Source organism: Microbacterium sp. NPDC091662 (assembly GCF_044756705.1).
GTDB lineage: Bacteria > Actinomycetota > Actinomycetes > Actinomycetales > Microbacteriaceae > Microbacterium.
In genome coordinates this window covers 1,411,875-1,438,431 of record NZ_JBIVTM010000001.1, presented here as the reverse complement: position 1 = coordinate 1,438,431, position 26,557 = coordinate 1,411,875, and the positions used below count along the sequence as shown (strand labels likewise).

Annotated in this window: 27 protein-coding genes and 1 tRNA gene; 16 read left to right on the top strand and 12 right to left on the bottom strand. The window is 68.0% G+C overall.

The window, feature by feature from the left end; translation table 11 throughout:
* Positions 1 to 13 precede the first annotated feature (13 nt).
* From pstA to ACIQLD_RS06825, 6 genes are all read right to left on the bottom strand, one after another.
* The gene (gene pstA, locus ACIQLD_RS06850; RefSeq protein WP_402606568.1) at positions 14 to 1,117 is read right to left on the bottom strand and encodes a phosphate ABC transporter permease PstA; all 1,104 of its coding nucleotides are present in this window, start codon (positions 1,115 to 1,117) and stop codon (positions 14 to 16) included.
* Between the two features lies 1 nt (position 1,118).
* Positions 1,119 to 2,069, bottom strand: coding sequence for a phosphate ABC transporter permease subunit PstC (pstC, locus tag ACIQLD_RS06845; RefSeq protein ID WP_387177757.1), 951 nt, complete (start codon positions 2,067 to 2,069; stop codon positions 1,119 to 1,121).
* A 92-nt stretch (positions 2,070 to 2,161) separates the two neighbouring features.
* Positions 2,162 to 3,268 (bottom strand): phosphate ABC transporter substrate-binding protein PstS, encoded by a 1,107-nt coding sequence (gene pstS / locus ACIQLD_RS06840; RefSeq protein ID WP_402606565.1) that lies wholly within the window; start codon positions 3,266 to 3,268, stop codon positions 2,162 to 2,164.
* Between the two features lie 151 nt (positions 3,269 to 3,419).
* Positions 3,420 to 4,406, bottom strand: a complete 987-nt coding sequence (locus tag ACIQLD_RS06835; RefSeq protein ID WP_402606563.1) for an NUDIX domain-containing protein — start codon at positions 4,404 to 4,406, stop codon at positions 3,420 to 3,422.
* Positions 4,403 to 6,568: an RNA degradosome polyphosphate kinase gene (locus ACIQLD_RS06830; RefSeq protein WP_402606561.1), complete on the bottom strand. Its 2,166-nt coding sequence runs from the start codon at positions 6,566 to 6,568 to the stop codon at positions 4,403 to 4,405. Before ACIQLD_RS06830 ends, ACIQLD_RS06835 begins: the two co-directional genes overlap by 4 nt.
* A 51-nt stretch (positions 6,569 to 6,619) precedes the next feature.
* The gene (locus tag ACIQLD_RS06825; protein WP_402606559.1) at positions 6,620 to 7,303 is read right to left on the bottom strand and encodes a winged-helix domain-containing protein; all 684 of its coding nucleotides are present in this window, start codon (positions 7,301 to 7,303) and stop codon (positions 6,620 to 6,622) included.
* 71 nt (positions 7,304 to 7,374) lie between these two features.
* Here ACIQLD_RS06825 and ACIQLD_RS06820 point away from each other — a divergent pair, with 71 nt between their 5' ends.
* The 3 genes from ACIQLD_RS06820 (at position 7,375) to ACIQLD_RS06810 (ending at position 9,544) form a co-directional block, all read left to right on the top strand.
* A complete protein-coding gene (locus ACIQLD_RS06820; RefSeq protein WP_402606556.1) occupies positions 7,375 to 7,665 on the top strand; it encodes a hypothetical protein in 291 nt (96 codons plus the stop codon).
* Between the two features lie 150 nt (positions 7,666 to 7,815).
* Positions 7,816 to 8,418: an FABP family protein gene (locus ACIQLD_RS06815; RefSeq protein ID WP_402606554.1), complete on the top strand. Its 603-nt coding sequence runs from the start codon at positions 7,816 to 7,818 to the stop codon at positions 8,416 to 8,418.
* Between the two features lies 1 nt (position 8,419).
* A complete protein-coding gene (locus ACIQLD_RS06810) occupies positions 8,420 to 9,544 on the top strand; it encodes a YgfZ/GcvT domain-containing protein (protein ID WP_402606552.1) in 1,125 nt (374 codons plus the stop codon).
* A 2-nt stretch (positions 9,545 to 9,546) separates the two neighbouring features.
* Here the strand turns inward: ACIQLD_RS06810 and ACIQLD_RS06805 are convergent, their stop codons facing one another.
* Positions 9,547 to 10,374, bottom strand: a complete 828-nt coding sequence (locus tag ACIQLD_RS06805) for a class I SAM-dependent methyltransferase (protein WP_402606550.1) — start codon at positions 10,372 to 10,374, stop codon at positions 9,547 to 9,549.
* A 59-nt stretch (positions 10,375 to 10,433) separates the two neighbouring features.
* Between ACIQLD_RS06805 and ACIQLD_RS06800 the strand changes: the two genes are divergently transcribed.
* Complete coding sequence (locus ACIQLD_RS06800) at positions 10,434 to 11,183, top strand: phosphoglyceromutase (protein WP_267415512.1); 750 nt, start codon at positions 10,434 to 10,436, stop codon at positions 11,181 to 11,183.
* 72 nt (positions 11,184 to 11,255) lie between these two features.
* Here the strand turns inward: ACIQLD_RS06800 and phoU are convergent, their stop codons facing one another.
* Complete coding sequence (gene phoU, locus ACIQLD_RS06795; RefSeq protein WP_021199093.1) at positions 11,256 to 11,966, bottom strand: phosphate signaling complex protein PhoU; 711 nt, start codon at positions 11,964 to 11,966, stop codon at positions 11,256 to 11,258.
* A 216-nt stretch (positions 11,967 to 12,182) separates the two neighbouring features.
* Here phoU and ACIQLD_RS06790 point away from each other — a divergent pair, with 216 nt between their 5' ends.
* On the top strand, positions 12,183 to 13,406 hold the full coding sequence (locus ACIQLD_RS06790) for a sensor histidine kinase (protein WP_402606547.1): 1,224 nt from the start codon (positions 12,183 to 12,185) through the stop codon (positions 13,404 to 13,406).
* Entirely contained in the window at positions 13,403 to 14,086 is a 684-nt protein-coding gene (locus ACIQLD_RS06785) for a response regulator transcription factor (protein ID WP_045263359.1), read from the top strand. Before ACIQLD_RS06790 ends, ACIQLD_RS06785 begins: the two co-directional genes overlap by 4 nt.
* Before the next feature lie 69 nt (positions 14,087 to 14,155).
* On the opposite strand, the gene ACIQLD_RS06780 is transcribed toward ACIQLD_RS06785, so the two are convergent.
* Positions 14,156 to 14,689 (bottom strand): DNA modification methylase, encoded by a 534-nt coding sequence (locus tag ACIQLD_RS06780; RefSeq protein WP_402606544.1) that lies wholly within the window; start codon positions 14,687 to 14,689, stop codon positions 14,156 to 14,158.
* Between the two features lie 137 nt (positions 14,690 to 14,826).
* Between ACIQLD_RS06780 and ACIQLD_RS06775 the strand changes: the two genes are divergently transcribed.
* The 5 genes from ACIQLD_RS06775 to ACIQLD_RS06755 all read left to right on the top strand — a co-directional run bounded on the left by ACIQLD_RS06775 (position 14,827) and on the right by ACIQLD_RS06755 (position 19,749).
* Positions 14,827 to 15,309, top strand: coding sequence for a CarD family transcriptional regulator (locus ACIQLD_RS06775; RefSeq protein WP_017201416.1), 483 nt, complete (start codon positions 14,827 to 14,829; stop codon positions 15,307 to 15,309).
* Positions 15,310 to 15,378: 69 nt separating this feature from the next.
* Positions 15,379 to 16,575 (top strand): 2-C-methyl-D-erythritol 4-phosphate cytidylyltransferase, encoded by a 1,197-nt coding sequence (gene ispD, locus ACIQLD_RS06770; protein ID WP_402606542.1) that lies wholly within the window; start codon positions 15,379 to 15,381, stop codon positions 16,573 to 16,575.
* A 103-nt stretch (positions 16,576 to 16,678) separates the two neighbouring features.
* A complete protein-coding gene (gene cysS, locus ACIQLD_RS06765) occupies positions 16,679 to 18,079 on the top strand; it encodes a cysteine--tRNA ligase (RefSeq protein WP_402606540.1) in 1,401 nt (466 codons plus the stop codon).
* Positions 18,072 to 19,085 (top strand): 23S rRNA (guanosine(2251)-2'-O)-methyltransferase RlmB, encoded by a 1,014-nt coding sequence (rlmB, locus tag ACIQLD_RS06760; protein WP_402606538.1) that lies wholly within the window; start codon positions 18,072 to 18,074, stop codon positions 19,083 to 19,085. The genes cysS and rlmB overlap by 8 nt, the downstream gene beginning before the upstream one ends.
* Positions 19,086 to 19,107: 22 nt before the next feature.
* Complete coding sequence (locus ACIQLD_RS06755) at positions 19,108 to 19,749, top strand: NAD(P)-dependent oxidoreductase (protein ID WP_402606535.1); 642 nt, start codon at positions 19,108 to 19,110, stop codon at positions 19,747 to 19,749.
* 198 nt (positions 19,750 to 19,947) lie between these two features.
* On the opposite strand, the gene ACIQLD_RS06750 is transcribed toward ACIQLD_RS06755, so the two are convergent.
* Entirely contained in the window at positions 19,948 to 21,252 is a 1,305-nt protein-coding gene (locus ACIQLD_RS06750) for a DUF4032 domain-containing protein (RefSeq protein ID WP_402606532.1), read from the bottom strand.
* Positions 21,253 to 21,335: 83 nt separating this feature from the next.
* Positions 21,336 to 22,439 (bottom strand): ABC transporter ATP-binding protein, encoded by a 1,104-nt coding sequence (locus ACIQLD_RS06745; RefSeq protein WP_021199080.1) that lies wholly within the window; start codon positions 22,437 to 22,439, stop codon positions 21,336 to 21,338.
* A gap of 229 nt (positions 22,440 to 22,668) precedes the next feature.
* Here ACIQLD_RS06745 and ACIQLD_RS06740 point away from each other — a divergent pair, with 229 nt between their 5' ends.
* From ACIQLD_RS06740 to ACIQLD_RS06730, 3 genes are all read left to right on the top strand, one after another.
* Positions 22,669 to 23,607 (top strand): DsbA family protein, encoded by a 939-nt coding sequence (locus ACIQLD_RS06740; RefSeq protein WP_402606530.1) that lies wholly within the window; start codon positions 22,669 to 22,671, stop codon positions 23,605 to 23,607.
* A gap of 45 nt (positions 23,608 to 23,652) precedes the next feature.
* Positions 23,653 to 23,725: transfer RNA gene (locus tag ACIQLD_RS06735), tRNA-Thr, on the top strand.
* Between the two features lie 110 nt (positions 23,726 to 23,835).
* On the top strand, positions 23,836 to 24,114 hold the full coding sequence (locus ACIQLD_RS06730; protein WP_402606527.1) for a hypothetical protein: 279 nt from the start codon (positions 23,836 to 23,838) through the stop codon (positions 24,112 to 24,114).
* A 33-nt stretch (positions 24,115 to 24,147) separates the two neighbouring features.
* On the opposite strand, the gene ACIQLD_RS06725 is transcribed toward ACIQLD_RS06730, so the two are convergent.
* Positions 24,148 to 24,471 (bottom strand): hypothetical protein, encoded by a 324-nt coding sequence (locus tag ACIQLD_RS06725; protein WP_402606524.1) that lies wholly within the window; start codon positions 24,469 to 24,471, stop codon positions 24,148 to 24,150.
* A 234-nt stretch (positions 24,472 to 24,705) separates the two neighbouring features.
* On the opposite strand from ACIQLD_RS06725, the gene ppk2 reads away from it, so the two are divergent.
* Together ppk2 and ACIQLD_RS06715 are read left to right on the top strand one after the other, a co-directional pair.
* Positions 24,706 to 25,536: a polyphosphate kinase 2 gene (gene ppk2 / locus ACIQLD_RS06720; RefSeq protein WP_402606521.1), complete on the top strand. Its 831-nt coding sequence runs from the start codon at positions 24,706 to 24,708 to the stop codon at positions 25,534 to 25,536.
* A gap of 67 nt (positions 25,537 to 25,603) precedes the next feature.
* Positions 25,604 to 26,557, top strand: coding sequence for an aldo/keto reductase (locus ACIQLD_RS06715; RefSeq protein WP_402606519.1), 954 nt, complete (start codon positions 25,604 to 25,606; stop codon positions 26,555 to 26,557).

Sequence of the window (26,557 nt, the reverse complement as noted above, 5' to 3'; positions counted from 1 at the left end):
GTCGGGTCGAGGCTCAGCGGCCGGTCTTGGGTGCGAAGATCTTCGCGACGAGCCGCGCGATCAGGTTGAGCAGCATGACGATGATGATGAGCGTCAGGGCTGCGGCCCAGGCCCGCTCCACGTATGCCTCAGCGGGGATGCCCTGGTACGCGTACTGCGAGTACGTGAACACCGGGAGGGTCTGCATGCGCCCGCTGAAGAGGTTGTAGTTCATCGCGTCGGTGAAGCCGGCCGTCAGCAGCAGCGGCGCGGTCTCGCCGATCACGCGGGAGATGGCGAGCATGACACCCGTCGTGATTCCGGCGATCGAGGTCGGGAGGACCACCTTGACGATCGTGAGCCATTTCGGCACCCCGAGCGCGTACGAGGCTTCGCGCAGCTCGTTCGGCACCAGTCGCAGCATCTCCTCGGTGGAGCGTACGACGACCGGGATCATGAGCACGGCCAGGGCCACGGAACCCGCGATGCCCATGCGCACACCCGGTCCGAAGATCAGCGCGAACACGGCGTAGGCGAACAGACCCGCGACGATCGAGGGGATCCCGGTCATGACGTCGACGAGGAACGTGATGGTGCGGGCCATGCGCCCGCCCTTCCCGTATTCGACCAGGTACACGGCCGTCATCAGACCGATCGGGATGGAGATGATCGCTGCGGCCAGGGTGACCAGGAGCGTGCCGATGATGGCGTGCAGGGCACCGCCGCCCTCACCGAGCACTCCGCGCATCGAGGAGGAGAAGAAGAGCCCGTCGAAGCGGGCGACGCCGTTGGCGACCACCGTGATCGCGACGGACACCAGCGGCACCATCGCGATCGCGAACGCCGAGGTGACGATTCCGGTGATCAGGCGGTCGAGCGCCTTCCTGGAGCCTTCGATGATGCGCGACATCACGTAGATGAGCACCAGGTAGATGACCGCGCCGAGCACGACGGAGCCCGCGATGTTCAGGTCGGATCCGCTGGCGAGCGCTTCGAGCGCGAAAGGCGTGAAACCGATGAAGAGGGAGAGGGCGAGCAGCGCCCACGGCGACCAGCGGGGAAGGTGTCCCGAGCTGAGCGAGAGCTGCGAGGGAGCCGCGCTCGCCGTGCGAGCCGATTCAGGGGCGGTAACGGTCATGTCAGTTCGCTCCCGAGAATTCCTTGCGGCGGTTCACGAACCAGCGTGCGAGAGCGTTCACCGCGAACGTCACGACGAACAGGATCAGACCGGTCGCGATGAGGATGTTGATGTTGACCTGGTACGCCTCGGGGAACGTCAGCGCGATGTTGGCGGCGATCGTGGAGGGGTTCGTCGAGGTGAGCAGCTCGAAGGTGACGGCCTTGCTCACCGAGAGCACCATCGCGACGGCCATGGTCTCACCGAGCGCGCGGCCGAGGCCGAGCATCGAAGCGGAGACGATGCCGGAGCGGCCGAAGGGGAGCACGGCCATCCGCACCATCTCCCAGCGGGTGGCGCCGAGGGCGAGGGCGGCCTCTTCGTGGAGGCGAGGGGTCTGCAGGAAGATCTCGCGGCAGATGGCCGTGATGATCGGGACGACCATGACGGCGAGCACCATGGCTGCGGTGAGGATTGTGCGGCCGGTGGGCGAGACGACGCCGCTGAAGAACGGGATCCAGGAGGCGTTGGTGTTCAGCCAGACGTAGATCGGTTGGACCGCCGGTGCGAGGACCAGGATGCCCCAGAGGCCGAAGACGACCGAGGGGACGGCGGCGAGCAGGTCGACCACGTAGCCCAGGCCCTGAGCGAGTCGACGCGGGGCGTAGTGCGTGATGAACAGCGCGACGCCGAGCGAGAGGGGGACGGCGAGCAGGAGCGCCAGGAAGGCCGCCCAGACGGTGCCGAAGAGGAGCGGGCCGACGTAGTCCCAGAAGTTCGTCTTGAGGAGCGAGGCGTCTTCGGCGGTGGCGGTGAAGGCCGGGATGGACTGCACGATGAGGAAGATCGCGACCGCGGCCAGCGTGATCATGATCATGGATCCGGCGGCGACCGCCGTTCCGGAGAACCAGAGGTCACCGGCGCGCTTCTTCGCGACGATGCGCGTCGACGCCGGCGAGGTCGTGGCTGTCATGGGAGCTGCTTCCTGCTCAGTGGAGATCGGGTGTCTGACGCGAGCAGACGGTCTCCGGGATGCCGCGTGGCATCCCGGAGACCGTCACTGGCTCACTTGATGAGGTCGATCGCAGCCTGTGCCTGCGTGCGCAGGTCGTCCGAGATCGGGGCGCTGCCGGCGTTGGTCGCGGCGACGTCCTGGCCCTCAGCGCTGATCGCGGTGGTGAAGAACGCCTTGGTCAGTGCGGCGACGTTCTCGTCCTCGTACTCGGCGCAGCCGATGAGGTAGCTGACGAGGAGCACGGGGTACGCGCCGTCAGCGGTGGTGGTGCGGTCGATCGCGAAGGCGAGGTCGCCGTCGGTGCGGCCTTCCTCGATCTTCGATGCGTCGAGCGTGGCGGCTGCACCCTCGGCCGAGTGCGGCACGAACTTGTCGCCGACCTTGACGTTGACCGACGAGAAGTCGGCGGCCTGCGACGAGTCGATGTAGCCGATGAGGCCCTGTCCGCCCTTGACGGCGTTGGCGACACCCGAGGTCTTCTCGGCGGACTCGCCTGCGAGGTCGGCCGGCCACTCCTCGACGCTGCCTGCGGTCCACACGTCGCCGGCAGTCTGCGCGAGGTAGTCGGTGAAGTTGCCCGTGGTGCCCGACTTGTCGGAGCGGTGCACCGGCGTGATGGCGAGGTCGGGGAGCTTCGCGTCGGGGTTGTCCTTGGCGATCGCCGGGTCGTTCCAGTTGGTGATCTTGCCGGCGAAGATCGACGCGATGGTCCCGGCGTCGAGGTTCAGCTCGTCCACGCCGTCGAGCGAGAAGACGATGGCGATCGGGGAGATGTAGGCCGGGATCTCGATGAGGTCGGAGCCGTCGACGCACGCACCGAAACCGCCGGCCGAGATCTCGTCGGTCTTGAACGCGCGGTCGGAGCCGGCGAAGTTGACCGCGCCCTGCTGGAAGGACTCGCGGCCGCCACCCGAACCCTGCGGGTCGTATTCGACCTGGGCGTCGGGGTTGGTCTTCTGGAACTCGGCGGTCCACGCCTGGATGGCGACCTGCTGCGAGGAGGCGCCAGCGCCCACCAGGGAGCCGCTGACGGCTGCAGCGTTGGAGGTGGGCTCGTCGGTGGAACCGGTGCCTGCTTCGTTCGCGGCGCAGCCGGCGAGTGCGAGGGCGGCGACGGCGCCGATGGCGCCGATTCGTGCGATTCGGGAGATCTTCACTGTGGATCCTTCGATCTGGAATGGGTGGGGCCCGGTGCAGGGCACACAGTGACGCTATGGGCGACGGTTAACGAGACTCTCCCGAGCAGGTGAACGGCAGGTGAACGACGGGCGACTCTCTGGGGTGCTCCCGCGAGAAATCAGGGGTACGTCAGACCTTGGGGACGTGCGTCTCGATCGCGATGATGCCGGATCCGGGGTTCGTGGCCGAGAGATGCACGACCGAGAACGCGGCCGGCTCGAGGTCTGCGGCGCTGCTGAGATACGACCCCTGGATGGTGCCGGTGGCCAGCGCGATCTCCGAGAGCAGGCCGGGCAGTACCGGGCCGTGGCTGCACAGCACAGCCGGCTTGCCGGCGCGGATGCGGCGGCCGACGACGGATCGCAGGTCGGACTCGCCGTCCTCCCAGGCATCCTGACTCATCTTCTCCGTCTTCACGGGTTTGCGATCGAGGGCACGAGCGAGAGGCGTGATGGTCTCCACGCAGCGCACCGCGTCGCTCGTCACGATCCGACGCACACCGAACGCGCGCAGCGGTCCCACGATCGACTTCGCCTGCTTGCGCCCGCGCTCGGTGAGCGGACGGGAGGCATCCGAGCCGTCCCACTCCGAACGAGGAGTGGCCTTCGCGTGCCGTAGCGCGATCACCGGGAAGGTGCGCAGCACGCCATCGTCGACGAGGTTGGAGAAGAAGTCGAGGATCTCGAGGTCGACGGGATAGCTCAAGCGTGCCCGCGCCTTCTTCACGCTGACCCACTCCAGCGCCGCGATCTCCCGGTTGGGGACGAACGTCGACTCACGGATCGCGGCATCCGTCGCCTCCGCTGCCCAGTAGTGCACGACCTTCTGCTTCTGGGAGGCCAGGTGGTACCGGCTCACGCCGACCGACACCCCGAGCGACACCTTGATGCCGGTCTCCTCGTGCACCTCCCGCACGGCGGTCTCGGCGAGCATCTCCCCGGGATCGACCTTGCCTTTGGGCAGCGTGATGTCGCGGTACTTCGTGCGGTGGATCAGCAGGATTCGCAGCTTGCCCTCGACGAGGCGCCACACCACCGCTCCCGCCGCGTACACGGCCTTGTCCGTCCACTTCGAGTTGGTCGTGTCGGCCGGGAGCTGCAGTTGCCGCGTGTTCATCGAACCGCCCGCGCGCGACGGCGCCGCTGGATCAGCCCCATGGTCTTATCCTGCAGGTCGATCAGGGGTTTGCCGTCGGCATCCACCGAGTGGCGTTCCCAGACCCCTCCCGCGCCGAGGTGCCACGAGGTCGTGCCGGCGTCCATCGCGAGGTCGAAGAAGGTCCCGAGCTCTTTGAGGTGCGCGGGGTCGGTGACCCGCACCAGGGCCTCGACGCGGCGGTCGAGGTTGCGGTGCATCATGTCGGCGCTGCCGATGTACACCTGGGGGTCACCGCCGTTCTCGAAGGCGAAGATGCGCGAGTGCTCCAGGTATCGGCCGAGGATGCTGCGCACGGTGATGTTGTCGCTGATGCCGTCGAGGTCGGTGCGCAGGCTGCAGATGCCGCGCACCCAGACGTCGACCTTCACCCCGGCCGCGCTCGCGCGGTAGAGCGCATCGATGATCTCCTCGTCGACCATCGAGTTCACCTTGATGCGGATGTGCGCGGGAATCCCCGCCTCGGCGTTCTTGCGCTCGGCGTCGATCTGGCGGACCAGACCCTTGCGCAGGTGAAGCGGCGCGACGAGGAGACGCTTGAACTTCTTCTCGATCGCGTAGCCGCTGAGCTCGTTGAAGAGTCGCGTCAGGTCCTTGCCGACCTGCGCATCTGCGGTGAACAGCCCGAAGTCCTCGTAGATGCGGCTGGTCTTGGGGTTGTAGTTGCCGGTGCCCACGTGGGAGTAATGCTGCAGCTTGCCGTCTTCCTCGCGGATCACGAGCGCGAGCTTGCAGTGGGTCTTCAGACCCACGAGGCCGTAGACCACGTGCACACCGGCCTTCTCGAGCTTGCGCGCCCAGACGATGTTGTTCGCCTCGTCGAAGCGTGCCTTCACCTCGACGAGGGCCAGCACCTGCTTGCCCGCCTCTGCCGCGTCGATGAGGGCCTGCACGATGGGGCTGTCGCCGGAGGTGCGGTAGAGGGTCTGCTTGATCGCGAGCACGTGCGGGTCGCGGGCGGCCTGTTCGAGGAACGCCTGCACGCTCGTGGTGAACGACTCGTACGGGTGGTGCACCAGCACGTCCGACTTGCGGATCGCCTTGAAGATGTCGGCCCGGGTGCTCGACCCGGCGGGCTGGAAGGCCACGGCGGTGGTCGGCAGATGCGGCGGGTACCGCAGGTCGGGTCGGTCGATGCGGGACAGGTCGAACAGACCGCGCAGATCGAGCGGCCCGGGGAGCCGGTACACCTCGAGGTCGGTGATGTCGAGCTCGCGGACCAGCAGGTCCATCGTGACGTCGTCCATGTCGTCGGTGATCTCGAGTCGGATCGGCGGGCCGAAACGTCGGCGCAGCAGCTCGGCCTCGAGCGCCTGGATGAGGTTCTCGCTCTCGTCCTCCTCGATCTCCACGTCTTCGTTGCGGGTGAGACGGAACGCATGGTGGTCGAGCACCTCCATGCCGGGGAACAGATCGCCCAGGTGATTGGCGATGAGTTCCTCCAGGCGCAGGAAGCGCTTGATCTCGCCCCCTCCCGGCACCTCGACGAAGCGCGGGAGCATGGGCGGTACCTTCAGGCGCGCGAACTCCTGACGTCCGGTGCGGGCGTTGCGGATGCGGATCGCGAGGTTCAGCGACAGCCCCGAGATGTAGGGGAACGGGTGGGCGGGATCCACGGCGAGCGGCATCAGGACCGGGAAGACCTGGGCCCCGAAGTACTCCGACAGCGCCGAGCGCTCCCCGTCGGTGAGCTCGGACCACTCGGTGATCTCCACCCCGGATTCGGCCAGGGCCGGACGCACGAGCGATGTCCAGGCGTCGGCATGCCGCAGCTGCAGGGCATGTGCCTCGCGCGAGATGTCGGCCAGCGCGTCGACGGGGGAGCGGCCGATGTTGGTGGGCACCGCGAGGCCGGTCATGATGCGGCGCTTGAGGCCGGCGACACGCACCATGAAGAACTCGTCGAGGTTGCTCGCGAAGATTGCCAGGAAGTTGGCGCGTTCGAGTTCGGGAAGCGACGGATCCTCGGCGAGCTCGAGCACGCGCTGGTTGAAGGCGAGCCAGCTGAGCTCGCGATCCAGGTAGCGGTGGTCCGGGAGCTGGGAGTCGTAGGACTCGATGGCGTCGAAGTCGTCGTCTTCGGCGTCACCCAGTCCGGCGTCGGCGAGTGCGGGATCGATCATGGGGTACATCTAAGCACCGAGAGGTGACGCGCGTGTGAACGGAGTCGATCGTCAGCCCGCGCTGGCGAGGCCCTCATCCTCGTTGACGTTGAAGCGGTAGCCGACGTTGCGCACGGTGCCGATGATCTGCTCCTGGTCGCCGAGCTTCGCCCTGAGTCGTCGCACGTGCACGTCGACCGTGCGGGTGCCCCCGAAGTAGTCGTACCCCCAGACCTCGCTGAGCAGCTGCTCGCGGGTGAACACACGGGCAGGGTGGGTCGCCAGGAAGTGCAGCAGCTGGAACTCCTTATAGGTGAGATCCAGCGGCCTTCCGCGCAGCTTGGCGGAGTAGGACTGCTCGTCGATCGTGACGCCGGATGCCTGCACGTGTGCGGGCTCGGCGACCTCGTCGCGTCGCGCGAGGGCGAGACGGAGCCGGGCGTCGATCTCGGCGGGCCCCGCTGTGGAGAGGAGGACGTCGTCGATGCCCCAGTCTCCCGAGAGGGCACTCATCCCGCCTTCTGTGACGACGAGCAGCAGCGGCGCATTCTGGCCGGCGGTTCGCAACACGCGGCACAGCGACTTCGCGGCGACGAGATCGTGTCGGCCGTCGACGATCACGACGTCGTAGTCGGGGGCGCTGAGCAGCTGCGAAGGCTCTGCCGGGATCTGGCGCGCGCGGTGGCTCAGCAGCTCGAGCGCGGGGAGCACCTGCTCGGAGAGCGGAGCGTTGGTCAGAACCAGCACCTGGGCCACACGCACTCCTCACAGACGCGGATCGACGTCGTGCCGCCATGATACCGGGAGCGATGCGCAACAATGGAGACATGACGGATCCCGCACTCGCACCGCGCAACGCGTTCGTCGGTGTGCTCGTCGTCTGGGCTACGGCCTTCGTCGCCACCGTCGCGATCGGCATCTTCGTGCCCGAGGAGTGGCGGGTGCCGTGGCTGCTGGTCGGGTTCGGCGGCGTCGTGCTCCTGTCGTTCGCGGTGCAGCTCTGGTACGGACGCACGCAGGGTTTCATCTTCCGCGTGGCGGGCAGCGTGATCGGAGCCCTGCTGCTGATGGGCATCATCTCGGTCGGATTCGGTCTCGCGGCATTGATCCCGTCCTGACACCGGCGCGGCGCGGTAAGGTGGAGCACATGGACCTCATGGCGCTCGAAATGTTCTTCATCGGCCTGCTGGGCCTTGCGAGCCTCGCTATCGTCTTCGTCTCGGCCGTGGTGCTGCGCAACCTCTTCCGCGGCCAGCGCTGACGCGACGATGCTCGAACTGCCCGTCGACCTCCCGGCCGATCTCGTCCCCTTCGCGTGGCTGATCGGTGTCTGGGAGGGCACTGGTGTCATCGACTACCCGGTCGGCGACGAGCGCCTGCAGGGCGAGTTCACGCACCGGGTCAGCTTCAGTCATGACGGCGGGCCCTTCCTGAACTACTCGGGCACGGCGACCTTCCTGACCGAAGACGGCGCACCGGTGACGGCACTGCTCGCGGAGACGGGCTTCTGGCGCCTCGCGCGCCCGGCGACGGCCGCCGATGCCGGTCCCGCACTGCTCCCGCCCACCGCCCCCGCTGTCACCCGCACGGTCGACGACGTGGAGGAGTTGCGCGCGCCCAGCGGCGGATTCCCGATCGAGGTCTCCCTCGCGCACGCAGACGGCGCCCTCGAGCTCTACATCGGCGAGATCAACGGCCCGCGCATCGACATCGGCTCGGACGCCGTCGTGCGCAGCGCCGGTGCGAAGGTGCACACCGCGTCGTCACGCATGTACGGCCTCGTCGACGGACACCTGCTGTGGGCGTGGGACATCGCCGCTCTCGGCACCCCGCTGCGCTCGCACGCGTCGGCGCGGCTGGCCAAGGTCTGACGTGCCCGGCTTCCGCCAGGTCGACGGCGTCGTCTCCGACGGCGACCGGATCGCGCATTTCGGCGACGCGTTCCGTGAGCAGCGACGTCTCGCCGACGGCGCGGCCCTCGCGCCTCTCGGTGATCGCACGGTGATCGAGGTGGCCGGTCCCGAGCGGCTGAGCTGGCTCGACTCGATCACGTCCCAGGCCGTCGGGCGGCTCGCCCCCGGCGACAGCACCGAGCTCCTGGTGCTCGACCCGCAGGGCCGGGTGGAGCATGCGGCAGGAGTCTTCGACGACGGCGCATCCACGTGGCTCATCGCCGACACCGGCGACGCCGAAGCGCTCGCCGGCTGGCTGACGCGCATGAAGTTCCGCACGCAGGCCACCGTCGACGTCCGCTCCGACCTCGTTCTGGTCGGATACATCGACGGCGGCGTCATCGCAGCGACGGCGACTGCCGCGGCGTTCGCCCCGAACGGCATCGCCCTCATCTGGGCCGACCCGTGGCAGCAGATCAGTGTCGGGGGCCACCAGTACTCCGAGGTCGTCGAGCATCCGGCTGCCGACTACGCCTGGCGGGTGGTGATCCTCACCGCGGAGGGCGCCGACGCTCTCGCCGCCTCTCTCGATCGGGAGGCGCTCGCCGGTCTCCTCGCTGCGGAGGCACTACGTGTCGCCGCCTGGCGTCCGCGCTGGACGACCGAGGTCGACGAGCGTTCGCTGCCCCACGAGTCCGACTGGATCCGCAGCGCGGTGCACCTGAGCAAGGGCTGCTACCGCGGACAGGAGACCGTCGCCAAGGTCCACAACCTCGGGCACCCGCCCCGTCGTCTGGCCGCGCTCCACCTCGACGGCAGCGATGCGATCCTGCCCGAGCCCGGTGCCGCGGTCTTCGCCGGCGACGACGAAGTCGGACGCCTCACCTCGGTCGCGCGTCATCACGAAGACGGTCCGATCGCGCTCGCCATCCTGTCTCGACGGGCTCCGGTCGGCGACCTCGTGGTGCGCGTCGACGGCATCGACATCGCCGCCTCGCAGCAGGTGATCGTGCCGGCGGATGCAGGTGCCACGGCAGACATCCCGCGCCTCACCCGTCTGTCACGACGGCCCACGGCACCGGATCCGCGCGATTCCGGAAGCTGAGCTCAGTCCGAGAGCGGAGCGACCGCTGCCCAGGGCAGCGTGAGCTCGCCCAGTCGCCATCGTGTGCGCCCGCCGAGCACCGGCCAGCCCTGGTCCCGAAGAGCGCCCACGGCGGCGAGGAAGCGCTGCGTGGCGCCGAACGTCGACAGAGGAGCCGCGCGGTCCCACTCCCGATCGAGGTCGACGAGCAGGGAATGGATGCGCTCGCCCGGGACGTTGCGGTGGATCAACGCCTTCGGCAGACGCTCGGCGACGATGCTGGGGTGTTCCAGATCGGCGAGACGCAGCGAGATCGTGAAGCGCAGGGGAGCCGCGTGGGCGTCGACATCGATCCAGCTCGACACGCGGCCGATCTCGTCGCAGGTGCCCTCGAACAGCAGACCGTCGGGAGCCAGGCGCGATGCCATGCGGGACCAGGCATCCGGAACATCCTGCTCGTCGTACTGCCGCAGCACGTTCATCGCCCGGATCACCGCAGCCGAGCGTCCGGCGGGGAGGGGAACCTCGAAGCCACCGCGTGCGAAGGACACGGGCAGGTGGGGAGCGAAGGGAGTCCGCCCGGCGCGCACCTCGGCGAGTTGGGCGTCGGCTGTCGCGACGCGCGCAGGGTCGATCTCCAGGCCACGCACCTCGACGTCGTCGCGCACCCGGACCAGGCGTGTCGCGAGCTCGAAGGCGGTGACGCCGCTGGCGCCGTAGCCGAGATCGACGACCAGCGGGTCGGATGCCCGGCGCAGCGCAGCGCTCGCCGCGATCCAGCGGTCATTGCGTCGCAGCCGGTTCGTCCCCGTGGTGCCGCGGGTCGGCCGGCCGAGGGGAGATGACGCCATGTCTCCATCCTCCCAGCATCCGACTCGGGTGCCGTGCCCCGGACGGATAAACTGACGGCATGACTGCGACGCGCACCCTCATCCTGCTCCGCCACGGCCGGAGCGAGTGGAACGAACTGAACCTGTTCACCGGTTGGGTGGACGTCCGCCTCAACGAGCAGGGCGAGAAGGAGGCCCGCCGCGGTGGCGAGCTGCTGGCAGAATCCGGCATCCTCCCCGACGTGCTGCACACCTCGCTGCTGAGCCGCGCGATCCAGACCGCGAACATCGCCCTCGATGCCGCGGACCGCCTGTGGATCCCGGTGACCCGCTCCTGGCGCCTCAACGAGCGCCACTACGGGGCGCTCCAGGGCAAGGACAAGGCGCAGACCCTCGAGGAGTTCGGTCCCGAGCAGTTCCAGCTCTGGCGCCGCTCTTTCGACGTGCCGCCGCCCGTGCTCGACGACGAGAGCGAGTTCAGCCAGGTGAACGATGTCCGCTACGCGGGGATCGACGGCGAAGTGCCGCGCACCGAGTCGCTCAAGCTCGTCATCGACCGTCTGCTGCCGTACTGGGAGAGCGCGATCGTCCCCGACCTCGAGGCAGGCAAGACGGTGCTCGTCACCGCGCACGGCAACTCGCTGCGCGGTCTCGTGAAGCACCTCGAGGGCATCAGCGACGACGACATCGCCGAGCTGAACATCCCGACCGGCATCCCGCTCGTCTACGAGCTGGATGAGAACAACGTCCCCACCGGGCCGGGCCGTTACCTCGACCCCGAGGCCGCCGCCGCCGGTGCCGCCGCCGTCGCGGCACAGGGCAAGAAGTAAGAGCTTCCGCTCCCAACGTCGAAGCCCCCGATGCACACGCATCGGGGGCTTCGACGTTTCTCGACGTGCGGGTCAGGCGTGGCCGAACTCCTGCTGGCCGAGCTCCTGCTGCTCGACGGCCAGGGGGATGTCCTCCTCCTCGACCGCCCAATCGCCCGTGGCGAGGTAGACGACCTTCTTCGCGACGGCCACGGCGTGGTCCGCGAAGCGCTCGTGGTAGCGGCTGGCGAGTGTGGCATCGACGGTCGCCGTGGCCTCGCCCTTCCAGTTGTCGCTGAGCACCTTCTCGAAGACGGTGGCGTGCAGCTCGTCGACGTCGTCGTCCGCGTTGCGGATGGCGTCGGCGAAACGCAGGTCCTGGGTGCGCAGCAGCTCGGAGAGCGTGCGCGCGACCTCGACGTCGAGCTCGCCCATCTTCACGAAGGTGCCCTTGAGGCCCTTCGGGATGGCGCGCTCGGGAAAGCGGAGGCGGGCGAGCTGGGCGATGTGCTCCGACATGTCGCCCATCCGCTCGAGCGAGGCGCTCACGCGCAGAGCCGTGACGACGATGCGCAGGTCGCGGGCGACGGGCTGCTGCCGGGCGAGGATCTCGATGGCCTGCTCGTCGAGGGCGACGGCCAGCTCGTCGATCTTCGCGTCGTCGGCGATGACCTCTTCGGCCAGGGCCACGTCGCTCGTCGCGAAGGCCCTGGTGGCCTTGTCGATCGAGACCGTGACGAGGTCGGCGATCTCGACGAGGCGGTTCTGAAGGTCCTCGAGGGACTGGTGGAAGACTTCGCGCATGTTGGGGCGCAACCTTTCATTCGGATCTCGGCTATGGCAGCACGAGACGGCGGGTCGTCCGCACGAGAGCAGGTCTGTGCTCCCGCACAAGCCCGAAGCGATTGTCTGCTTCGAAGGTTAACGAACGGTGCCCAGCACGTGAATAGTACTTCTCCTGTTCCCGCCAGGGCGCGGAAACCCGCCGGACGGACGGTGAACGCACTCTACGCTTATGTCATGACCTTGCCGCAGCTCGCGCTGTCTTCGCTCGCCATCGGGCTGGTGATCGGCGTCGGCCTCTCCCTTCTCGTGGTGTGGGCATACCGGGCGCGGGCACGGGTGCAGGAAGAGACGTCGTTGGCGATTCCGGCCGGCATCACCGATGTCCTGCACAGCATGGACGACGCCGCGGCGATCGTCGACACCTCCGGCCTCGTGCTCGCCTCGTCGCAGGCCGCGACCCGTTTCGGCATCGAGGTCGGCTCGACCCTCGACCACCCGGAGCTCCGCCAGTTGGTACGCGGCGTCCGGGAAGCCGGCGGCTCCGTCACCGAGTCGATGCGCATCACGCGCGGGGGGCTGAGTCTCGACCCTCGTCTGGTCTCGGCCCGTGCCAGCGTCATCGGCACCCGCCTGGTGCTGCTGATCATCCGCGACGTCACGGAGCAGGAGCGACTCGACCAGATGCGTCGGGACTTCGTGGCGAACACGAGTCACGAGCTGAAGACTCCCGTGGGCGCCGTGAGCCTTCTCGCCGAGGCCATCGAGTCGGCCGCCGACGATCCCGCCCAGGTGCGGATCTTCGCCGCACGCATCTCGGCGGAGGCCGGGCGACTCGGGCAGCTCACCGGACGCATCATGAGCCTGTCCCGGCTTCAGGCGGAGGACGGCCTGACCAAGGTCGGGCCCGTCGCGATCGACGAGGTGATCGCGTCCTCCATCGAGGCGCACGTCGTGCAGGCCGACTCCGCGGGCGTCGAACTCGCCAGGGGCGGCGACCGCGGCGTGTTCGTGCGTGGTGACGCGCAGATCCTGATCGAGGCGGTCGGCAACCTGATCGCGAATGCGATCGTCTACTCGCCCCGCGGCTCCCGCGTCGGAGTCGGCGTGCGGGCGGAGGCCGGAGTGGTCGAGATCGCGGTGTCCGACCAGGGCATCGGCATCGCCGAAGCCGATCGCGAGCGCATCTTCGAACGGTTCTACCGGGCAGACGAGGCCCGCTCCCGGCGCACCGGAGGCACCGGGCTCGGTCTCTCCATCGTCAAGCACGCCACCCAGCGACACGGCGGCGAGGTGCGACTGTGGTCCCGTCCGGGCCGCGGATCGACGTTCACGATCCGACTTCCCCGGATCGATGCCCCCGACAACCTCGACGCGGGCAAGAAGAGCAAGAAGAAGCGTGCGCGCAAAGCGGCCAAGGCCGCCGCATCGGCGCGCGTTCGAAACGGAGAGAGAGCATGACCCGAATCCTTCTCGTCGAAGACGAGCCCGACCTCGCCGACCCGCTCGCCTACCTGCTCCGGCGTGAGGGCTACGAGGTGGAGATCGCGGAGGACGGCCCGGGTGCCCTCGCGGCCTTCCGCGAGCGCGGCGCCGACATCGTGCTGCTCGACCTCATGCTTCCGGGGATGCCGGGCACCGAGGTGTGCCGCCAGATCCGGTCGACCTCTGCCGTGCCCATCATCATGCTCACGGCCAAGGACTCGGAGGTGGACATCGTCGTGGGCCTCGAGCTCGGCGCCGACGACTACATCACGAAGCCCTATTCATCCCGCGAGCTGCTCGCACGCATGCGCGCCGTGCTGCGCCGTGTCGTGCAGGCCGACGGCGAGCTCGACGAGCGTGTGCTCGACGGTGGGCGGGTCTCGCTGGACATCGACCGGCACACCGTCTCCGTCGCCGGCGCTCAGATCAACATGCCGCTGAAGGAGTTCGAGCTGCTCGAGGTGTTGATGCGCAACTCCGGCCGCGTCCTGACCCGCGGACAGCTCATCGACCGAGTCTGGGGAAGCGACTACTTCGGCGACACCAAGACGCTCGATGTGCACATCAAGCGGATCCGCTCGCGCATCGAGGAGAACCCGAGCGAGCCGGTCATGCTCGTCACCGTGCGTGGTCTGGGGTACCGGTTCGAAGGCTGATCCTCGGACGCAACGGAGAAGAGGCCGGCACCCCGCAGGGTGCCGGCCTCTTCTCGATGCGGTGGTGCGTCAGTTCGACGGCGCCGGGGCGGCCGTGTCGGTCGGCAGCGGCGTGGGCTGCGGCGTGGCGACCTTCTCGGTGGGAACCAGGTCGGCGTAGTAGGGGAGCGATCCGTCGAGGACGGGGACGTCGCTCTTGACGCCGGTCGAGTCGCCCGACTGGAAGTGGATCTCGACCGTCGCGCCCGGCTTCGTGTCGAGACCGTCGATGCGCAGCGGCTCCTCGTCGGCGCCGAGGCTGATGCTGCCGCGTGCGGGAACCGTGATGGTGAACGGGTCGACGCCCTCGACGGTGACCGTCAGGGTGGCCTTCTCGTCGGTGGGGTTGACGATCGCGGCGATCAGGTTGCCGACCGAACCGTCTTCGGTCGCGATGACGAGGGCGTTGCGCACGTCGATCGGGCCGTCGGCGTCGGAGATGTTCACGCCGTCGGAGGCCGCGTACTCGATCTTCGTCGACTGGGGGGTGATGAACGTGCACCCGGTGGCGCCGAGCAGAACGAGGGAGCTGAGGGCTGCAGACGCAACAAGGCGCGATTTCACGGGTCCTCCTGAGGTCCGGCGGGGATATCCGCATCCATTCTATGCGTAAGTCGTGAGGGCGCCTGCGGCCCTGGGGGCGCGAACCTTAGCGCATGTGCCCTGTGGTATCCTTGAGGTTGCCGAAAGGACACGTTTTTATGCTTTTTGAGGTTGGCGAGACCGTCGTCTATCCCCACCATGGCGCTGCGACCATCATCGAGGTCAAGGAGCGCATCATCAAGGGTGAGGCGAAGAAATACCTGAAGCTCAACGTCACCCAGGGCGATCTCATCATCGAGGTTCCTGCGGAGAATGTCGACCTGGTCGGCGTTCGCGACGTCATCGGCAAGGAAGGCCTCGATCATGTTTTCGAGGTGCTGCGAGCACCCTTCACAGAAGAGCCCACGAACTGGTCGCGCCGGTACAAGGCGAACCTCGAGAAGCTCGCCTCCGGCGATGTGATCAAGGTGAGCGAGGTCGTTCGCGACCTGTGGCGTCGCGATCAGGACCGCGGACTCTCCGCGGGTGAGAAGCGGATGCTGGCGAAGGCTCGTCAGATCCTCATCTCCGAGCTGGCGCTCGCCGAGAAGACTGACGAGGACAAGGCGGGCGCACTGCTCGACGAGGTCCTCGCGTCCTGAGCTCTTTCACGTTGGAAGGCGGGTGCTTCGGCACCCGCCTTTCGTCGTCTTCGCCGGTAACGTGATGTTGTGACCATCCTCCCCGTCCCGCACACAGCGATCATCGTGGTGGCAGCCGGCTCAGGCACGCGCCTGGGTGCGAGCGCCCCGAAGGCCTTCGTCGGCATCGACGCACGTTCCGTTCTGCGTCACGCGCTCGACGGCGTCTTCGCTGCGACCCCGGCCCAGGTCGTCGTGGTCGCCCCGGAAGGACTGGAGGGCGACGCCGAGACGGAACTGCGTGAAGCTGCCGGTGAACGAGCCGAGCTCGGCCGCGTGGTCACCGGTGGTGCGACCAGGCAGCAGTCGGTGGCAGCGGGTCTCGCCGCGCTCTGGGGTGACGTCGAGACGGTACTGGTGCACGATGCAGCGCGCGCTCTCACCCCTCCGACGCAGATCGATGCCGTCGCCGCGGCGGTGACGGCAGAGGTCGGCGTCATCCCGGCGCTGCCCGTCGTCGACACTCTCAAGAAGGTGGTCGACGGTGCCGTCGTCGCTGCCGTCGACCGTTCCGAGCTCGCTGCGGCGCAGACGCCGCAGGGGTTCCCGAGGGCATTGCTCGAGGCCGCGTACGCCGCTGCCCGCGACAATGGCATCGAGTACACCGACGATGCCGCCCTGTTCGCGGCCGCCGGCCACGTCGTGCGGCACATCCCCGGTTCCGAGCGCGCTTTCAAGATCACCACGCCCGCCGACCTCGAACGGGCTCGGCACCTGCTCGGCGCGGTCGCCGCGGCAACGGGCATCCCCCGCGTGGGCATCGGCACCGATGTCCATGCCTTCGGGGGCGATGGGAACCTCTGGCTCGCCGGTCTCGAGTGGGTGGGGGAGCGGCCCCTCTCCGGTCATTCGGACGGAGATGCCGTCTCTCATGCGATCGTGGACGCCCTCCTGGGGGCCGCGGGGCTGGGCGACATCGGGGAGCATTTCGGCACCTCGCACCCCGAGTACGCCGGAGCGCACGCGGACGTCTTCCTCGCCCGCACCCGCGCGCTGCTCTCCGAAGCCGGGTTCGAGATCGGCAACGTGTCGGTGCAGTTCCAGGGCAATCGGCCGCGTTTCAGTCCTCGACGGGCGGAGGCCGAGGGGGTGCTGTCCGCTGTTCTGGGCGCTCCGGTGTCGGTGACCGCGACGACGACCGACCGGCTCGGGTTCCCCGGTCGGGGAGAGGGCATCGCGGTGACGGCGATCGCAACTGTGCTCCCCACCGGCCGCACAGAAGGCTGATGATCCGCGGAGGAGCCTCCCGATCGGCCTCCAGATCGTCACATCGGATGGCGAATCGTCACGCGAGGGCTGGCGCTCAGCAGTCCCCGAGTAGGCTTGAGCGGTGACAGTCCGCCTCTACGACACCCGCGCACAGCAGCTGCGCGACTTCGTGCCTCTCGATCCCGAGAACATCACGATGTACGTGTGTGGACCCACGGTGCAGTCCGGCCCCCACATCGGGCACGTCCGGGCCGCGCTGAGCTTCGATCTGCTGCGTCGCTGGCTCGAGTACCGACACGGTCGGGTCACGTTCGTGCGCAACGTCACCGACATCGACGACAAGGTGCTCGCGAACGCGACGGCCTCCGAGCCGTGGTGGGCGCTGGCATACCGGATGGAGCAGGAGTTCACCGCGGCCTACGCGGGCGTCGGCATCCTGGCCCCGACGTACGAGCCCAGGGCCACGGCGTCCGTGCCGCAGATGCAGGAGCTCATCGCACTGCTGATCGAACGCGGCCACGCGTACCCCGCACCGGACGGGTCCGGAGACGTGTACTTCGACGTGCGCTCCTGGTCCGAGTACGGATCGCTCACCCATCAGTCCCTCGATGCCATGGAGGCCGCGGAGGATGCCGACCCCCGGGGCAAGCGCAATCCGCAGGACTTCGCGCTCTGGAAAGGCAGCAAGCCCGAAGAGCCGGCTGATGCGACCTGGGCGTCGCCCTGGGGTGCGGGGCGACCCGGATGGCACATCGAGTGCTCCGCGATGTCGAAACGCTATCTCGGCGCAGAATTCGACATCCACGGCGGAGGGCTCGACCTGCGCTTCCCCCACCACGAGAACGAGCTCGCGCAGTCGACGGCAGCAGGTGACGGCTTCGCGCGCTACTGGGTGCACAACGGGCTCGTGACCGTCGACGGTCAGAAGATGTCGAAGTCGCTCGGGAACTTCACCTTGGCGGCCGATGTGCTGGCCGCGCACGATCCGCTGGTGGTGCGCTACGCGCTCGCCGCCGCCCATTACCGGTCGAGCCTCGACCTCGGCGACTCGTCGTGGGCCGAGGCCGAGGCGGCTCTCAGCCGGATCAGCACCTTCCAGCAGCGTGCCGAACGCGTCGCCGGGGGTGGCATCGGGGTCTTCGACTCGCAGAGTCTCCCGGAGGCGTTCGCGGCGGCGATGGACGACGACCTCGGCGTGCCCCAGGCTCTCGCCGTGCTGCACGAGACGGTGCGTGCGGGCAACTCGGCGCTCGACGCTGGCGAGGCGGAAGCCGCGCTCGATGCGCTGAGGGCTGTGCTGGCGATGACTTCTGTCCTCGGCCTGACGCCCACATCCGATGCGAAGACCGACGCGTCGGAAACCGCTCTGGACGCCCTCGTCCAGACGATGATCACCCAGCGCGCCCAGGCGCGCGCTGACAAGGACTGGGCGGCGGCGGATCGCATCCGTGACGCGATCGCCGCCGCAGGAATCACGCTGGAGGACACTCCGGCCGGAACTCATTGGAGTATCGATGGCTAAGCCAGGGCGCCCCGGCGCGAGCAAGGGAAACAAGAAGGGCCCGACCAAGGGCACCGGCGGACTCGGGCGCAAGGCGCTCGAGGGGCGGGGACCGACGCCGAAGGCGGAGGACCGCGCCTGGCACCCGGCGGGCAAGCGCAAGGCCGCGGCCGAACGCTACGCGGCAGCGACGGGCGGCAAGGGCCGTCCCGGAGGCAGCCGTCCAGGCTCGGGTGGCGGGTCGAACCGTGCCCCGAAGGCCAAGGCAGGAGACGACACCGAGAACGTCACCGGTCGCAACTCGGTCCTCGAGGCGTTGCGGGCGAAGATCCCGGCGACGGCGTTCTACATCGCGCAGCGTGTCGAGATGGATGACCGCGTGAAGGAGATGCTCTCGATCGCGACGCACCGGGGAATCCCCGTGCTCGAGGTCACGCGTCCGGAACTCGACCGCATGGCCGGTTTCGACGGCGTCCACCAGGGTGTCGCGATCAAGGTGCCCCCGTACGAGTACGCGCACCCGCAGGACCTGCTCGAGCAGGTCATCGACCGCGGCGAGGTCCCGCTGTTCGTCGCGCTCGACGGCATCACCGACCCGCGCAACCTCGGCGCGATCATCCGCTCCACCGCGGCGTTCGGCGGCCACGGCATCATCCTTCCCCAGCGCCGCTCGGCGGGAGTCAACTCGGCGGCCTGGAAGACCAGCGCCGGAGCCGTCGCCCGCACTCCCGTGGCACTGGCGACCAACCTCACCACGCAGCTCAAGGAGTTCAAGAAGCAGGGTGTTTTCGTGCTCGGCCTCGACGGCGACGGCGATGTGTCGCTTCCCGAGCTGCAACTGGCCGACCGTCCCGTCGTGATCGTGGTCGGCTCTGAGGGCAAGGGCCTGTCGCGACTGGTCTCCGAGACCTGCGATCAGATCGTCTCGATTCCGATCTCCGCCGCCACCGAGTCGCTGAACGCCGGTATCGCGACGTCTGTCGCGTTGTATCAGGTCGCGTCGCTCCGCGCCGCGAAGAAGAACTAGACCGTCCGAGGGAAGGCTGACCATGGCTCGCATCACCGTGCTCGGAGGAACCGGCTACGCCGGCCGCCACATCGTCACCGAGGCGGTGAGCCGTGGCCATGCCGTGATCGCGATCTCGCGTTCGGAGCCGACCGATCCGGTGGCAGGAGCCGCGTATCTGCAGGGCTCCGCCCTCGACCTCGCGCCCCTCGCCGACGCCTTCATCGGTGCGGATGCGGTCGTGTCGGCGCTCTCGCCGCGTGGTGACATGGAAGACCGCGCGCTGGAGGCGCTGTCGAATGTCGTCGAGCAGATCGCCGGCACGAACACCCGTCTCGGCGTGGTCGGCGGTGCCGGAGGAAGCCTGGTGGCGCCCGGAGGCCCGCGTCTGTTCGATCAGGGCTTCCCGGAGGAGTACAAACATGAGGCGCAGGTCGGCATCGACTCCCTCGCTCTCCTCGAGGCGACCGATGCGGGTCTGGACTGGTTCTTCATCCATCCGGCCGAGGTGTTCGGCCCGTGGGCGGAGGGCGAACGCACCGGTCACTATCGCGACGGCGGCGATGTGATCGTCCGCGATGCCGAGGGTAAGTCGTACATCTCCGGTGCCGATTTCGCCGTCGCAGTGGTCGACGAGATCGAGCAGGGCAACCACCACCGCGAGCGTTTCACCGTCGGCTACTGACCCCCACTCCCCCCTCTCTCCTCCCGCCCCCACCCCCGCCGGGCCGCGTCGAGAGCACGTGATCTCGCCGAGTGCACGGCTTGCGGGCGTCAACAGGCGGTGCACTCGACGACAACCCGTGCACTCGACGCTCCCGCACTCGACGGCAACCCTCGTAGGGGGAGTGGGGGAGAGGGGGGAGCGAGGGGAGCGAGGGGGTCAGACCAGGTCGCGCCAGTCGATGTCGTCATCCTCGTCGGCCACCGGGGTCATGCCGGTGATGACCGGAAGGCTCATCGTCTCGGTGGGTGGCCCCATGATGGTGGCTTCGTCGCGTCGGTGGCGCAGCACCTCGTTGATGTAGCTCGTGAGCACCTCGGCGAGGGGGATCGAGCGTCCTTCCGCCTGAGACAGGTACCAGCGGTGCTCGAGCACCTGGTGGAACACCTCTGCGGGCTCGAGCTTGGCGCGCAGCTCGTAGGGGATCGCGCGCACGACCGGCTCGAACACGCGGGTGAGCCATTCGTGCGCGTACATCTCCTCGTCCGCCCATTGCTTGGTCGAGCGGGCGCGGAACTCGTCGAGGTCGTTGAGCAGGCGTCGTGCCTGGTTCTCCTCGACATCGAGCCCGGTGAGGCGGATGAGCCGCCGCTGGTGGTGGCCGGCATCCACGACCTTCGGCTGGATCTCCACGACGGTGCCGTCGGCGGTGGTCGACATCGACATCTCATCGATGTCGAATCCGAGGGCGTTGAGCCGTTCGACACGCTCGGTGATGCGCCACGTCTCGGCGGCGGAGAAGGACTCCTGTGCGGTGAGCTCGGCCCACAGCGAGCGGTAGGACGACACGATGCCGTCGGCGATGGCGACGGCATCCACCCCGTGCTCTAGCCGCCCTCCCGCGGCGAGGTCCATGATCTCGCCGGCGATGTTCGTTCGAGCGAGGTCGAGGTCGTAGGCGCGCTGCCCGTCGGTGAGTCCCTCTTCGTGCAGCTCTCCGGTCTCCGCGTCGACGAGGTACGCGGCGAAGGCTCCGGCATCACGACGGAAGAGGGTGTTTGACAGGGAGACGTCGCCCCAGTAGAAGCCGACGTTGTGCAGGCGCACCAGCAGCAGTGCGAGCGCGTCGACCAGACGGTTGGCGGTGTCCGGGCGCAGGACGCGCGTGAACAGCGCGCGGTACGGCATCGAGAAGCGCAGGTGCGAGGTGACCAGCGCTGCGGGGAGGGGAGTGCCGTGGGCATCGGTGCGCCCGGCGATGACGGCGACGCGGTCGACGCACGGTACGTCGAGCCGGGCGAGGTTGCCCAGCATGTCGTACTCGCGCTGCGCCATCTCGGCGGTGGTCTCCTTGACGGCGACGACGCGACCCGAGAGGTCGGCGAACCGCACGAGGTGGCGGGAGAGCCCCTTCGGGAGCGAGACGATGTGCTCGGACGGCCACTTGGCGAGCGTGGTGGACCAGGGGAGCGCGAGCAGTCCCGGATCGACCTTGCTTGCGGTGATCCGCAGCGAATCCTGCATGATGCTCCTGGTGGCGTGCGAAGAGGAAAAAGAGACGCGGCGCAGGTGACCGAGGTCAGCCTGCGCCGCGTCTGTGGATCCGATCAGGCGGAGACGACCGGCTTGTCGTTCAGACGGTCACCCGACTCGATGTCGAACGCGTGCACGTGGCCGGCGGAGGCGGCGAGCGTGACGGTCTCGCCGGCGTTCGGGTGGTTGCGACCGTCGACGCGGGCGACGAGGTCGGCGCGCTTGCCGTTGATCTCGGTGTGGCCGTAGAGGTAGCCGTCGGCGCCGAGCTCTTCGACGAGGTCGACCGTGACCGAGAGGCCCTTGCCGTCGGCGGGGCCGACGACGATGTCCTCCGGACGGACACCGACGGTGACCTGCGAACCGTTGGCGCGGCCGACGGTGTCGCGGTCGAGCGGGACGACCTCGGTGCCGAAGCGGATGCCGCCCTCGGCGAGGTCGGCCGAGAACAGGTTCATCGCGGGCGATCCGATGAAGCCGGCGACGAAGACGTTGTTCGGCTTCTCGTACAGGTCGCGGGGCGAGCCGACCTGCTGGAGCAGACCGTCCTTGAGGACCGCGATGCGGTCGCCCATGGTCAGCGCCTCGGTCTGGTCGTGGGTGACGTAGACCGTGGTGACGCCGAGACGACGCTGCAGCGATGCGATCTGCGTACGGGTCTGGACGCGGAGCTTGGCGTCGAGGTTCGACAGCGGCTCGTCCATGAGGAACACCTGCGGCTGACGCACGATCGCACGGCCCATGGCGACACGCTGACGCTGGCCACCCGAGAGGGCCTTCGGCTTGCGGGTCAGGTAGGGCTCGAGGTCGAGGAGCTTCGCGGCCTCGAGCACGCGAGCGGCGCGCTCTTCCTTGCCGACACCGGCGATCTTGAGCGCGAAGCCCATGTTCTCGGCGACGGTCATGTGCGGGTACAGGGCGTAGTTCTGGAAGACCATCGCGATGTCGCGGTCCTTCGGCGGGACGTCGGTCACGTCGCGGTCGCCGATGAGGATGCGGCCGGCGTTGACCTCTTCGAGGCCGGCGAGCATGCGCAGGGACGTGGACTTACCGCAACCGGAAGGACCGACGAGGACGAGGAACTCTCCGTCACCGACCTCGAGGTTCAGCTTGTCGACGGCCGGACGGGTTCCACCGGGGTACAGGCGGGTGGCTTCGTCGAAAGTCACAGATGCCATTGTGTTTCTCCTTCACCGGCAGGTACGTGCCGGACGATCCGTAGTGATGAAGCGGTGGGATGAGCCACCGTGACCCGTCTTTGGGTCGAAATCAGTATGACATGAACAGCGGTACCTGGGTATTTCTCAGCCTCACTGGTTAGCATCGAACTCGGCCGCGCCCAGCGGCGATCGTCGCTCAGCGGCGGTCGGGGCCAACCCGGACCCCCGCAGACTCACAAGAGGAACGATGTCGAGCGACGAAACGCCGAACGTCCCCACACCTCGCAATTCTCGCGAGGCCGTGCGGGAGAAGGCTCAGAAAGTGCACGCCCAGCAGTCGAGGGCGCGCCTCATGCGACGGATCATCATCGGTGCCGTCGCCGTCGTCGCAGTGGGGGCGATCGGCACCGCAGTGACCCTTGCGGTGTCGGCCCAGGTCTCCAAGCCGAAGCTCACCCCGACGGGAATGGAGTCGGACGGCGTGGTCGTCACCGACATCACCGCGGTCGCGGGATCTGACGAGGTCCCGGCGACGCCCTCGGCAGAACCGACCGATGCAGGAGCCTCGACCGAGCCCACCCCCCAGTCGACGACCTCCGAGAAGGTCGACATCCATGTCTACGTCGACTACTTGTCTCCGGACGCCGGAAAGTTCGAACGGGCCAACGCCCGTCAGTTCGCCGGCTGGATCAGCGAGGGCGCGGTCACGGTCAGCTACCACCCGGTCGCTCTTCTCACCGCGAGCTCGAACGGCACCAAGTACTCGCTGCGTTCGGCGGCGGCAGCGGCCTGTGTCGCCACGCACTCGCCCGCGCAGTTCTACGCGTTCAACCACGACCTGCTGGACAACCAGCCCGAGGTCGGCAGCGACGGCATGTCCGACGAAGAGCTCGCGAACCTCGCCGCGGCCGTCGGTACCGACAACACCAAGGCCGTGCGGTCGTGCATCGAGAACGGCGACTTCGTCAGCTGGGCGAAGGAAGCCACCACGCGCGCGCTGGACGGACCGCTCGCCGGTTCCAAGGATCTGGTCCTGCAGTCGGCTCCGATGGTGGTCGCCAACGGAGAGGCTTACGTCGGTGCTCTCGACGACCCGGCCGAGTTCTCGCAGTTCGTGCTCAGCGTGGCGAGCGACGCGTCGCGCGCCACGCCGACGCCTACACCGACCACAACGCCTGCCCCGTAATTCGAACCGGGGTCGATGCCATCGCTAAGCTGGTGGATGGCATCCGCCGACTTGGCGCAATTGGTAGCGCACCGTACTTGTAATACGGGGGTTACGGGTTCGAGTCCCGTAGTCGGCTCAACACAACTCTGTTTTCCGTCCATCGACGTGCTTCGATGCGAAGAGCTCACGCCGGTGCGAGGGCGGGAGCGTCACACGGACTTTCGCCCCTCGCCCTAGGCTGGTCTGATGCTCCACGGACTGATTCGCCCGCTCGAGGCCCACAGTGTCACCCTCAAAGGCGAAGATCTCGCCGAGGTCCGTGCACAGCTCACCGCCCAGGCGCCTGCGGGATGGGACCTGGTGTCGGCCATGGCGACGATGGAGAAGGCCGGATCGATGCGATCCGTCGAGGGCAAGTTCCTGCGTCGCGACGGCATCCGCGAGATCGAGGGTGCCGACATGGCCGCGCTCGAGTCGCAGGTTCCGGAGGGGTGGCAGTTGCTCTCCGTGTGGAAGTCGGGCTGACGCGTACAGCGTCGCCCCGGTTTCTCGGAGTGGTCAGCCCTCTCCGTCGGTCTGCGGTGCATCGACGACCTCATCGATGAGGCTGATCCCACCGGTCGAGCTCGCCGAGTGCATGAGATCCTGAACCCACTTCGGGTTCAGCTGAGGCGCCTCGGGTTCGTCGAACGTGAAACGCAGCGGAATCGACGGGTGCAGCCAGATGGTCGAGCGGCCGGGGGCGTCGCCGTCAGGGTGACGCCAGGACAGGGTGAAGCTCTCGTTGCGTCGCAGCTTCGTGGCGATGACCACCTTCAGATGTGCGAGCGCGCGGTCCTCGATGTGGATCGCGTCGCCGTTGCCGTACTGGATCGTTCCCATGTGTGAACGATAGCCGGGAATGCGACCTCGTCCGTGCGGCGACGACGGCGTGGGGCGCTGAGACCATTCCGGAGTATCGCTATAGATGGTGATATGTTACTAACGGTTGAGCTTCCTGGTGATTGACGAGATAACACCAGGTCCATGACGGCGCAGGTGGCCGACTCCCCGCCGCGGCCACCTGCGCTTGCCTCGTGACTCACAGGATCCGGGGAGCGCCCGGGAGGGGACGTGATGAGCCGCTTACCCGAATCGGAGTTGCACTCGACGAAGTGGCAGCAGGACGACCCGTACGCGCGCAAGCTCGCCCACACGGCGTATGAGCGCGAGAAGCGCCTGTTGCAGATCGAACTCCTCAAACTCCAAGCGCACATCAAGGCCTCATCCGCGCGGGTTCTCGTCTTGTTCGAGGGGAGGGACGCTGCGGGCAAAGGCGGTGCGATCAAGCGCTTCATGGAACACCTGAACCCTCGGGGTGCGAGGGTCGTCGCCCTCGAGAAGCCGACCGATGTCGAGCGGACGCAGTGGTACTTCCAGCGCTACGTGGCGCACCTGCCGTCCGGCGGCGAGATCGTGCTGATGGATCGATCCTGGTACAACCGCGCGGGCGTCGAGAGGGTCATGGGGTACTGCTCGTCGGCCGAGTACGAGGAGTTCATCCAGACGGTTCCGGAGTTCGAGCGCATGCTCGTCGGCTCGGGGATCCGCCTCATCAAGCTGTGGTTCTCGGTCGGCGAGGCCGAGCAGCGGCGCCGATTCGCGCAGCGCGGCGAGGATCCCGTCAAGCAGTGGAAGCTCAGCGCCACCGACCTGGCGAGCGTCGACAGGTGGGCGGACTACACCGCGGCGAAGGAGGCGATGTTCGTCCGCACGGACACCACGGCACTCCCGTGGCTCGTCATCCGGTCGAACGACAAGAAGCGCGCGCGGCTGGAAGCGATGAGGTGTGTTCTCGCGAGGTTCGACTATCCAGGCAAGGACGCACTGATCGCTCATGCCCCGGATCCGCAGATCGTGGGCCGCCCCTCGCAGATCTCCGACGAGGGTGAGACGCCGAACCGGTGATGTCTTCCGACGCGCAACACGGCGTCATCCGGGAATGCGGGAGGCGGAGTCGTCGGTTGCTCTCATCATGACCCGCATCGGTACCAGTGATCTCGACGTCCTCCCGCTCTCCCTCGGCGGCAACGTGTTCGGCTGGACCGCCGACCGCGACGCCTCCTTCGCCGTCCTGGACGCCTTCGTCGACGGGGGCGGTGACTTCATCGACACCGCTGACTCGTACAGCGCCTGGGTTCCGGGGAACGAAGGCGGCGAGAGCGAGGCGATCGTCGGCGAGTGGCTGGCCTCTCGGAAGCCCGCAGGCGTGGTCGTCGCCACCAAGGTGAGTCAGCACCCGCAGTTCCGTGGCCTCGCCGCCGCGAATGTCCGCAAGGCCGCCGAGGCCTCGCTGAAGCGTCTGGGCATCGATGAGATAGACCTTTACTACGCGCACTTCGACGACGAGACCGTTCCGCTGGAGGAAACGGTCGCCGCGTTCGGACAGCTCGTCGAGGACGGCTTGGTCCGGCACGTCGCCGTGTCGAACTATTCCGCCGACCGCATCCGCGAGTGGATCGAGATCGCGGGTCGCGCGGGAGTCGCGCTGCCCGTCGCCGTGCAGCCGCACTACAACCTCGTGCACCGCAACGAGGTCGAGGACTCGATCATCCCGATCGCCGAGGAGTTCGAGCTCGGTCTCGTCCCGTACTACTCGCTGGCCAGCGGGTTCCTCACCGGCAAGTACCGCTCGAAGGACGCCGCTGGCCAGACCTCGCCTCGGGCGCAGGGGGCCGCGAAGTACGCCACGGAGGCGGGCCTGCGGATCATCGACGCGCTCGAGGAGATCGGCGATGCGCATGGCGCCTCCATCACCGCGACCTCACTCGCATGGCTTCGTGCGCAGCCGACCGTGGTCGCACCGATCGCGAGCGCGCGGACCGTGGAGCAGGTTCCCGACCTGCTCGCCGGCGCGCGTCTCGAGCTCTCGGGCGATGAGGTGCAGCGGCTCAACCGCGTCTCGGAATGGACGCCGTCGCGAGCGTGA

What these genes read in the sequence shown, in the direction of transcription:
- rlmB (WP_402606538.1), top strand. Translation starts at nt 18,072, where the DNA reads ATGGCTAAGCCAGGGCGCCCCGGCGCGAGCAAGGGAAACAAGAAGGGC.
- ACIQLD_RS06755 (WP_402606535.1), top strand. Translation starts at nt 19,108, where the DNA reads ATGGCTCGCATCACCGTGCTCGGAGGAACCGGCTACGCCGGCCGCCAC.
- pstC (WP_387177757.1), bottom strand. Translation starts at nt 2,069, where the DNA reads ATGACAGCCACGACCTCGCCGGCGTCGACGCGCATCGTCGCGAAGAAG.
- ACIQLD_RS06830 (WP_402606561.1), bottom strand. Translation starts at nt 6,568, where the DNA reads ATGATCGATCCCGCACTCGCCGACGCCGGACTGGGTGACGCCGAAGAC.
- ACIQLD_RS06790 (WP_402606547.1), top strand. Translation starts at nt 12,183, where the DNA reads ATGACCTTGCCGCAGCTCGCGCTGTCTTCGCTCGCCATCGGGCTGGTG.
- ACIQLD_RS06835 (WP_402606563.1), bottom strand. Translation starts at nt 4,406, where the DNA reads ATGAACACGCGGCAACTGCAGCTCCCGGCCGACACGACCAACTCGAAG.
- phoU (WP_021199093.1), bottom strand. Translation starts at nt 11,966, where the DNA reads ATGCGCGAAGTCTTCCACCAGTCCCTCGAGGACCTTCAGAACCGCCTC.
- ACIQLD_RS06715 (WP_402606519.1), top strand. Translation starts at nt 25,604, where the DNA reads ATGACCCGCATCGGTACCAGTGATCTCGACGTCCTCCCGCTCTCCCTC.
- pstA (WP_402606568.1), bottom strand. Translation starts at nt 1,117, where the DNA reads ATGACCGTTACCGCCCCTGAATCGGCTCGCACGGCGAGCGCGGCTCCC.
- ACIQLD_RS06725 (WP_402606524.1), bottom strand. Translation starts at nt 24,471, where the DNA reads ATGGGAACGATCCAGTACGGCAACGGCGACGCGATCCACATCGAGGAC.
- ACIQLD_RS06730 (WP_402606527.1), top strand. Translation starts at nt 23,836, where the DNA reads ATGCTCCACGGACTGATTCGCCCGCTCGAGGCCCACAGTGTCACCCTC.
- ACIQLD_RS06775 (WP_017201416.1), top strand. Translation starts at nt 14,827, where the DNA reads ATGCTTTTTGAGGTTGGCGAGACCGTCGTCTATCCCCACCATGGCGCT.
- ACIQLD_RS06800 (WP_267415512.1), top strand. Translation starts at nt 10,434, where the DNA reads ATGACTGCGACGCGCACCCTCATCCTGCTCCGCCACGGCCGGAGCGAG.
- ACIQLD_RS06745 (WP_021199080.1), bottom strand. Translation starts at nt 22,439, where the DNA reads ATGGCATCTGTGACTTTCGACGAAGCCACCCGCCTGTACCCCGGTGGA.
- ACIQLD_RS06820 (WP_402606556.1), top strand. Translation starts at nt 7,375, where the DNA reads ATGACGGATCCCGCACTCGCACCGCGCAACGCGTTCGTCGGTGTGCTC.
- ACIQLD_RS06785 (WP_045263359.1), top strand. Translation starts at nt 13,403, where the DNA reads ATGACCCGAATCCTTCTCGTCGAAGACGAGCCCGACCTCGCCGACCCG.
- ACIQLD_RS06805 (WP_402606550.1), bottom strand. Translation starts at nt 10,374, where the DNA reads ATGGCGTCATCTCCCCTCGGCCGGCCGACCCGCGGCACCACGGGGACG.
- ppk2 (WP_402606521.1), top strand. Translation starts at nt 24,706, where the DNA reads ATGAGCCGCTTACCCGAATCGGAGTTGCACTCGACGAAGTGGCAGCAG.
- ACIQLD_RS06815 (WP_402606554.1), top strand. Translation starts at nt 7,816, where the DNA reads ATGCTCGAACTGCCCGTCGACCTCCCGGCCGATCTCGTCCCCTTCGCG.
- ACIQLD_RS06750 (WP_402606532.1), bottom strand. Translation starts at nt 21,252, where the DNA reads ATGCAGGATTCGCTGCGGATCACCGCAAGCAAGGTCGATCCGGGACTG.
- ACIQLD_RS06740 (WP_402606530.1), top strand. Translation starts at nt 22,669, where the DNA reads ATGTCGAGCGACGAAACGCCGAACGTCCCCACACCTCGCAATTCTCGC.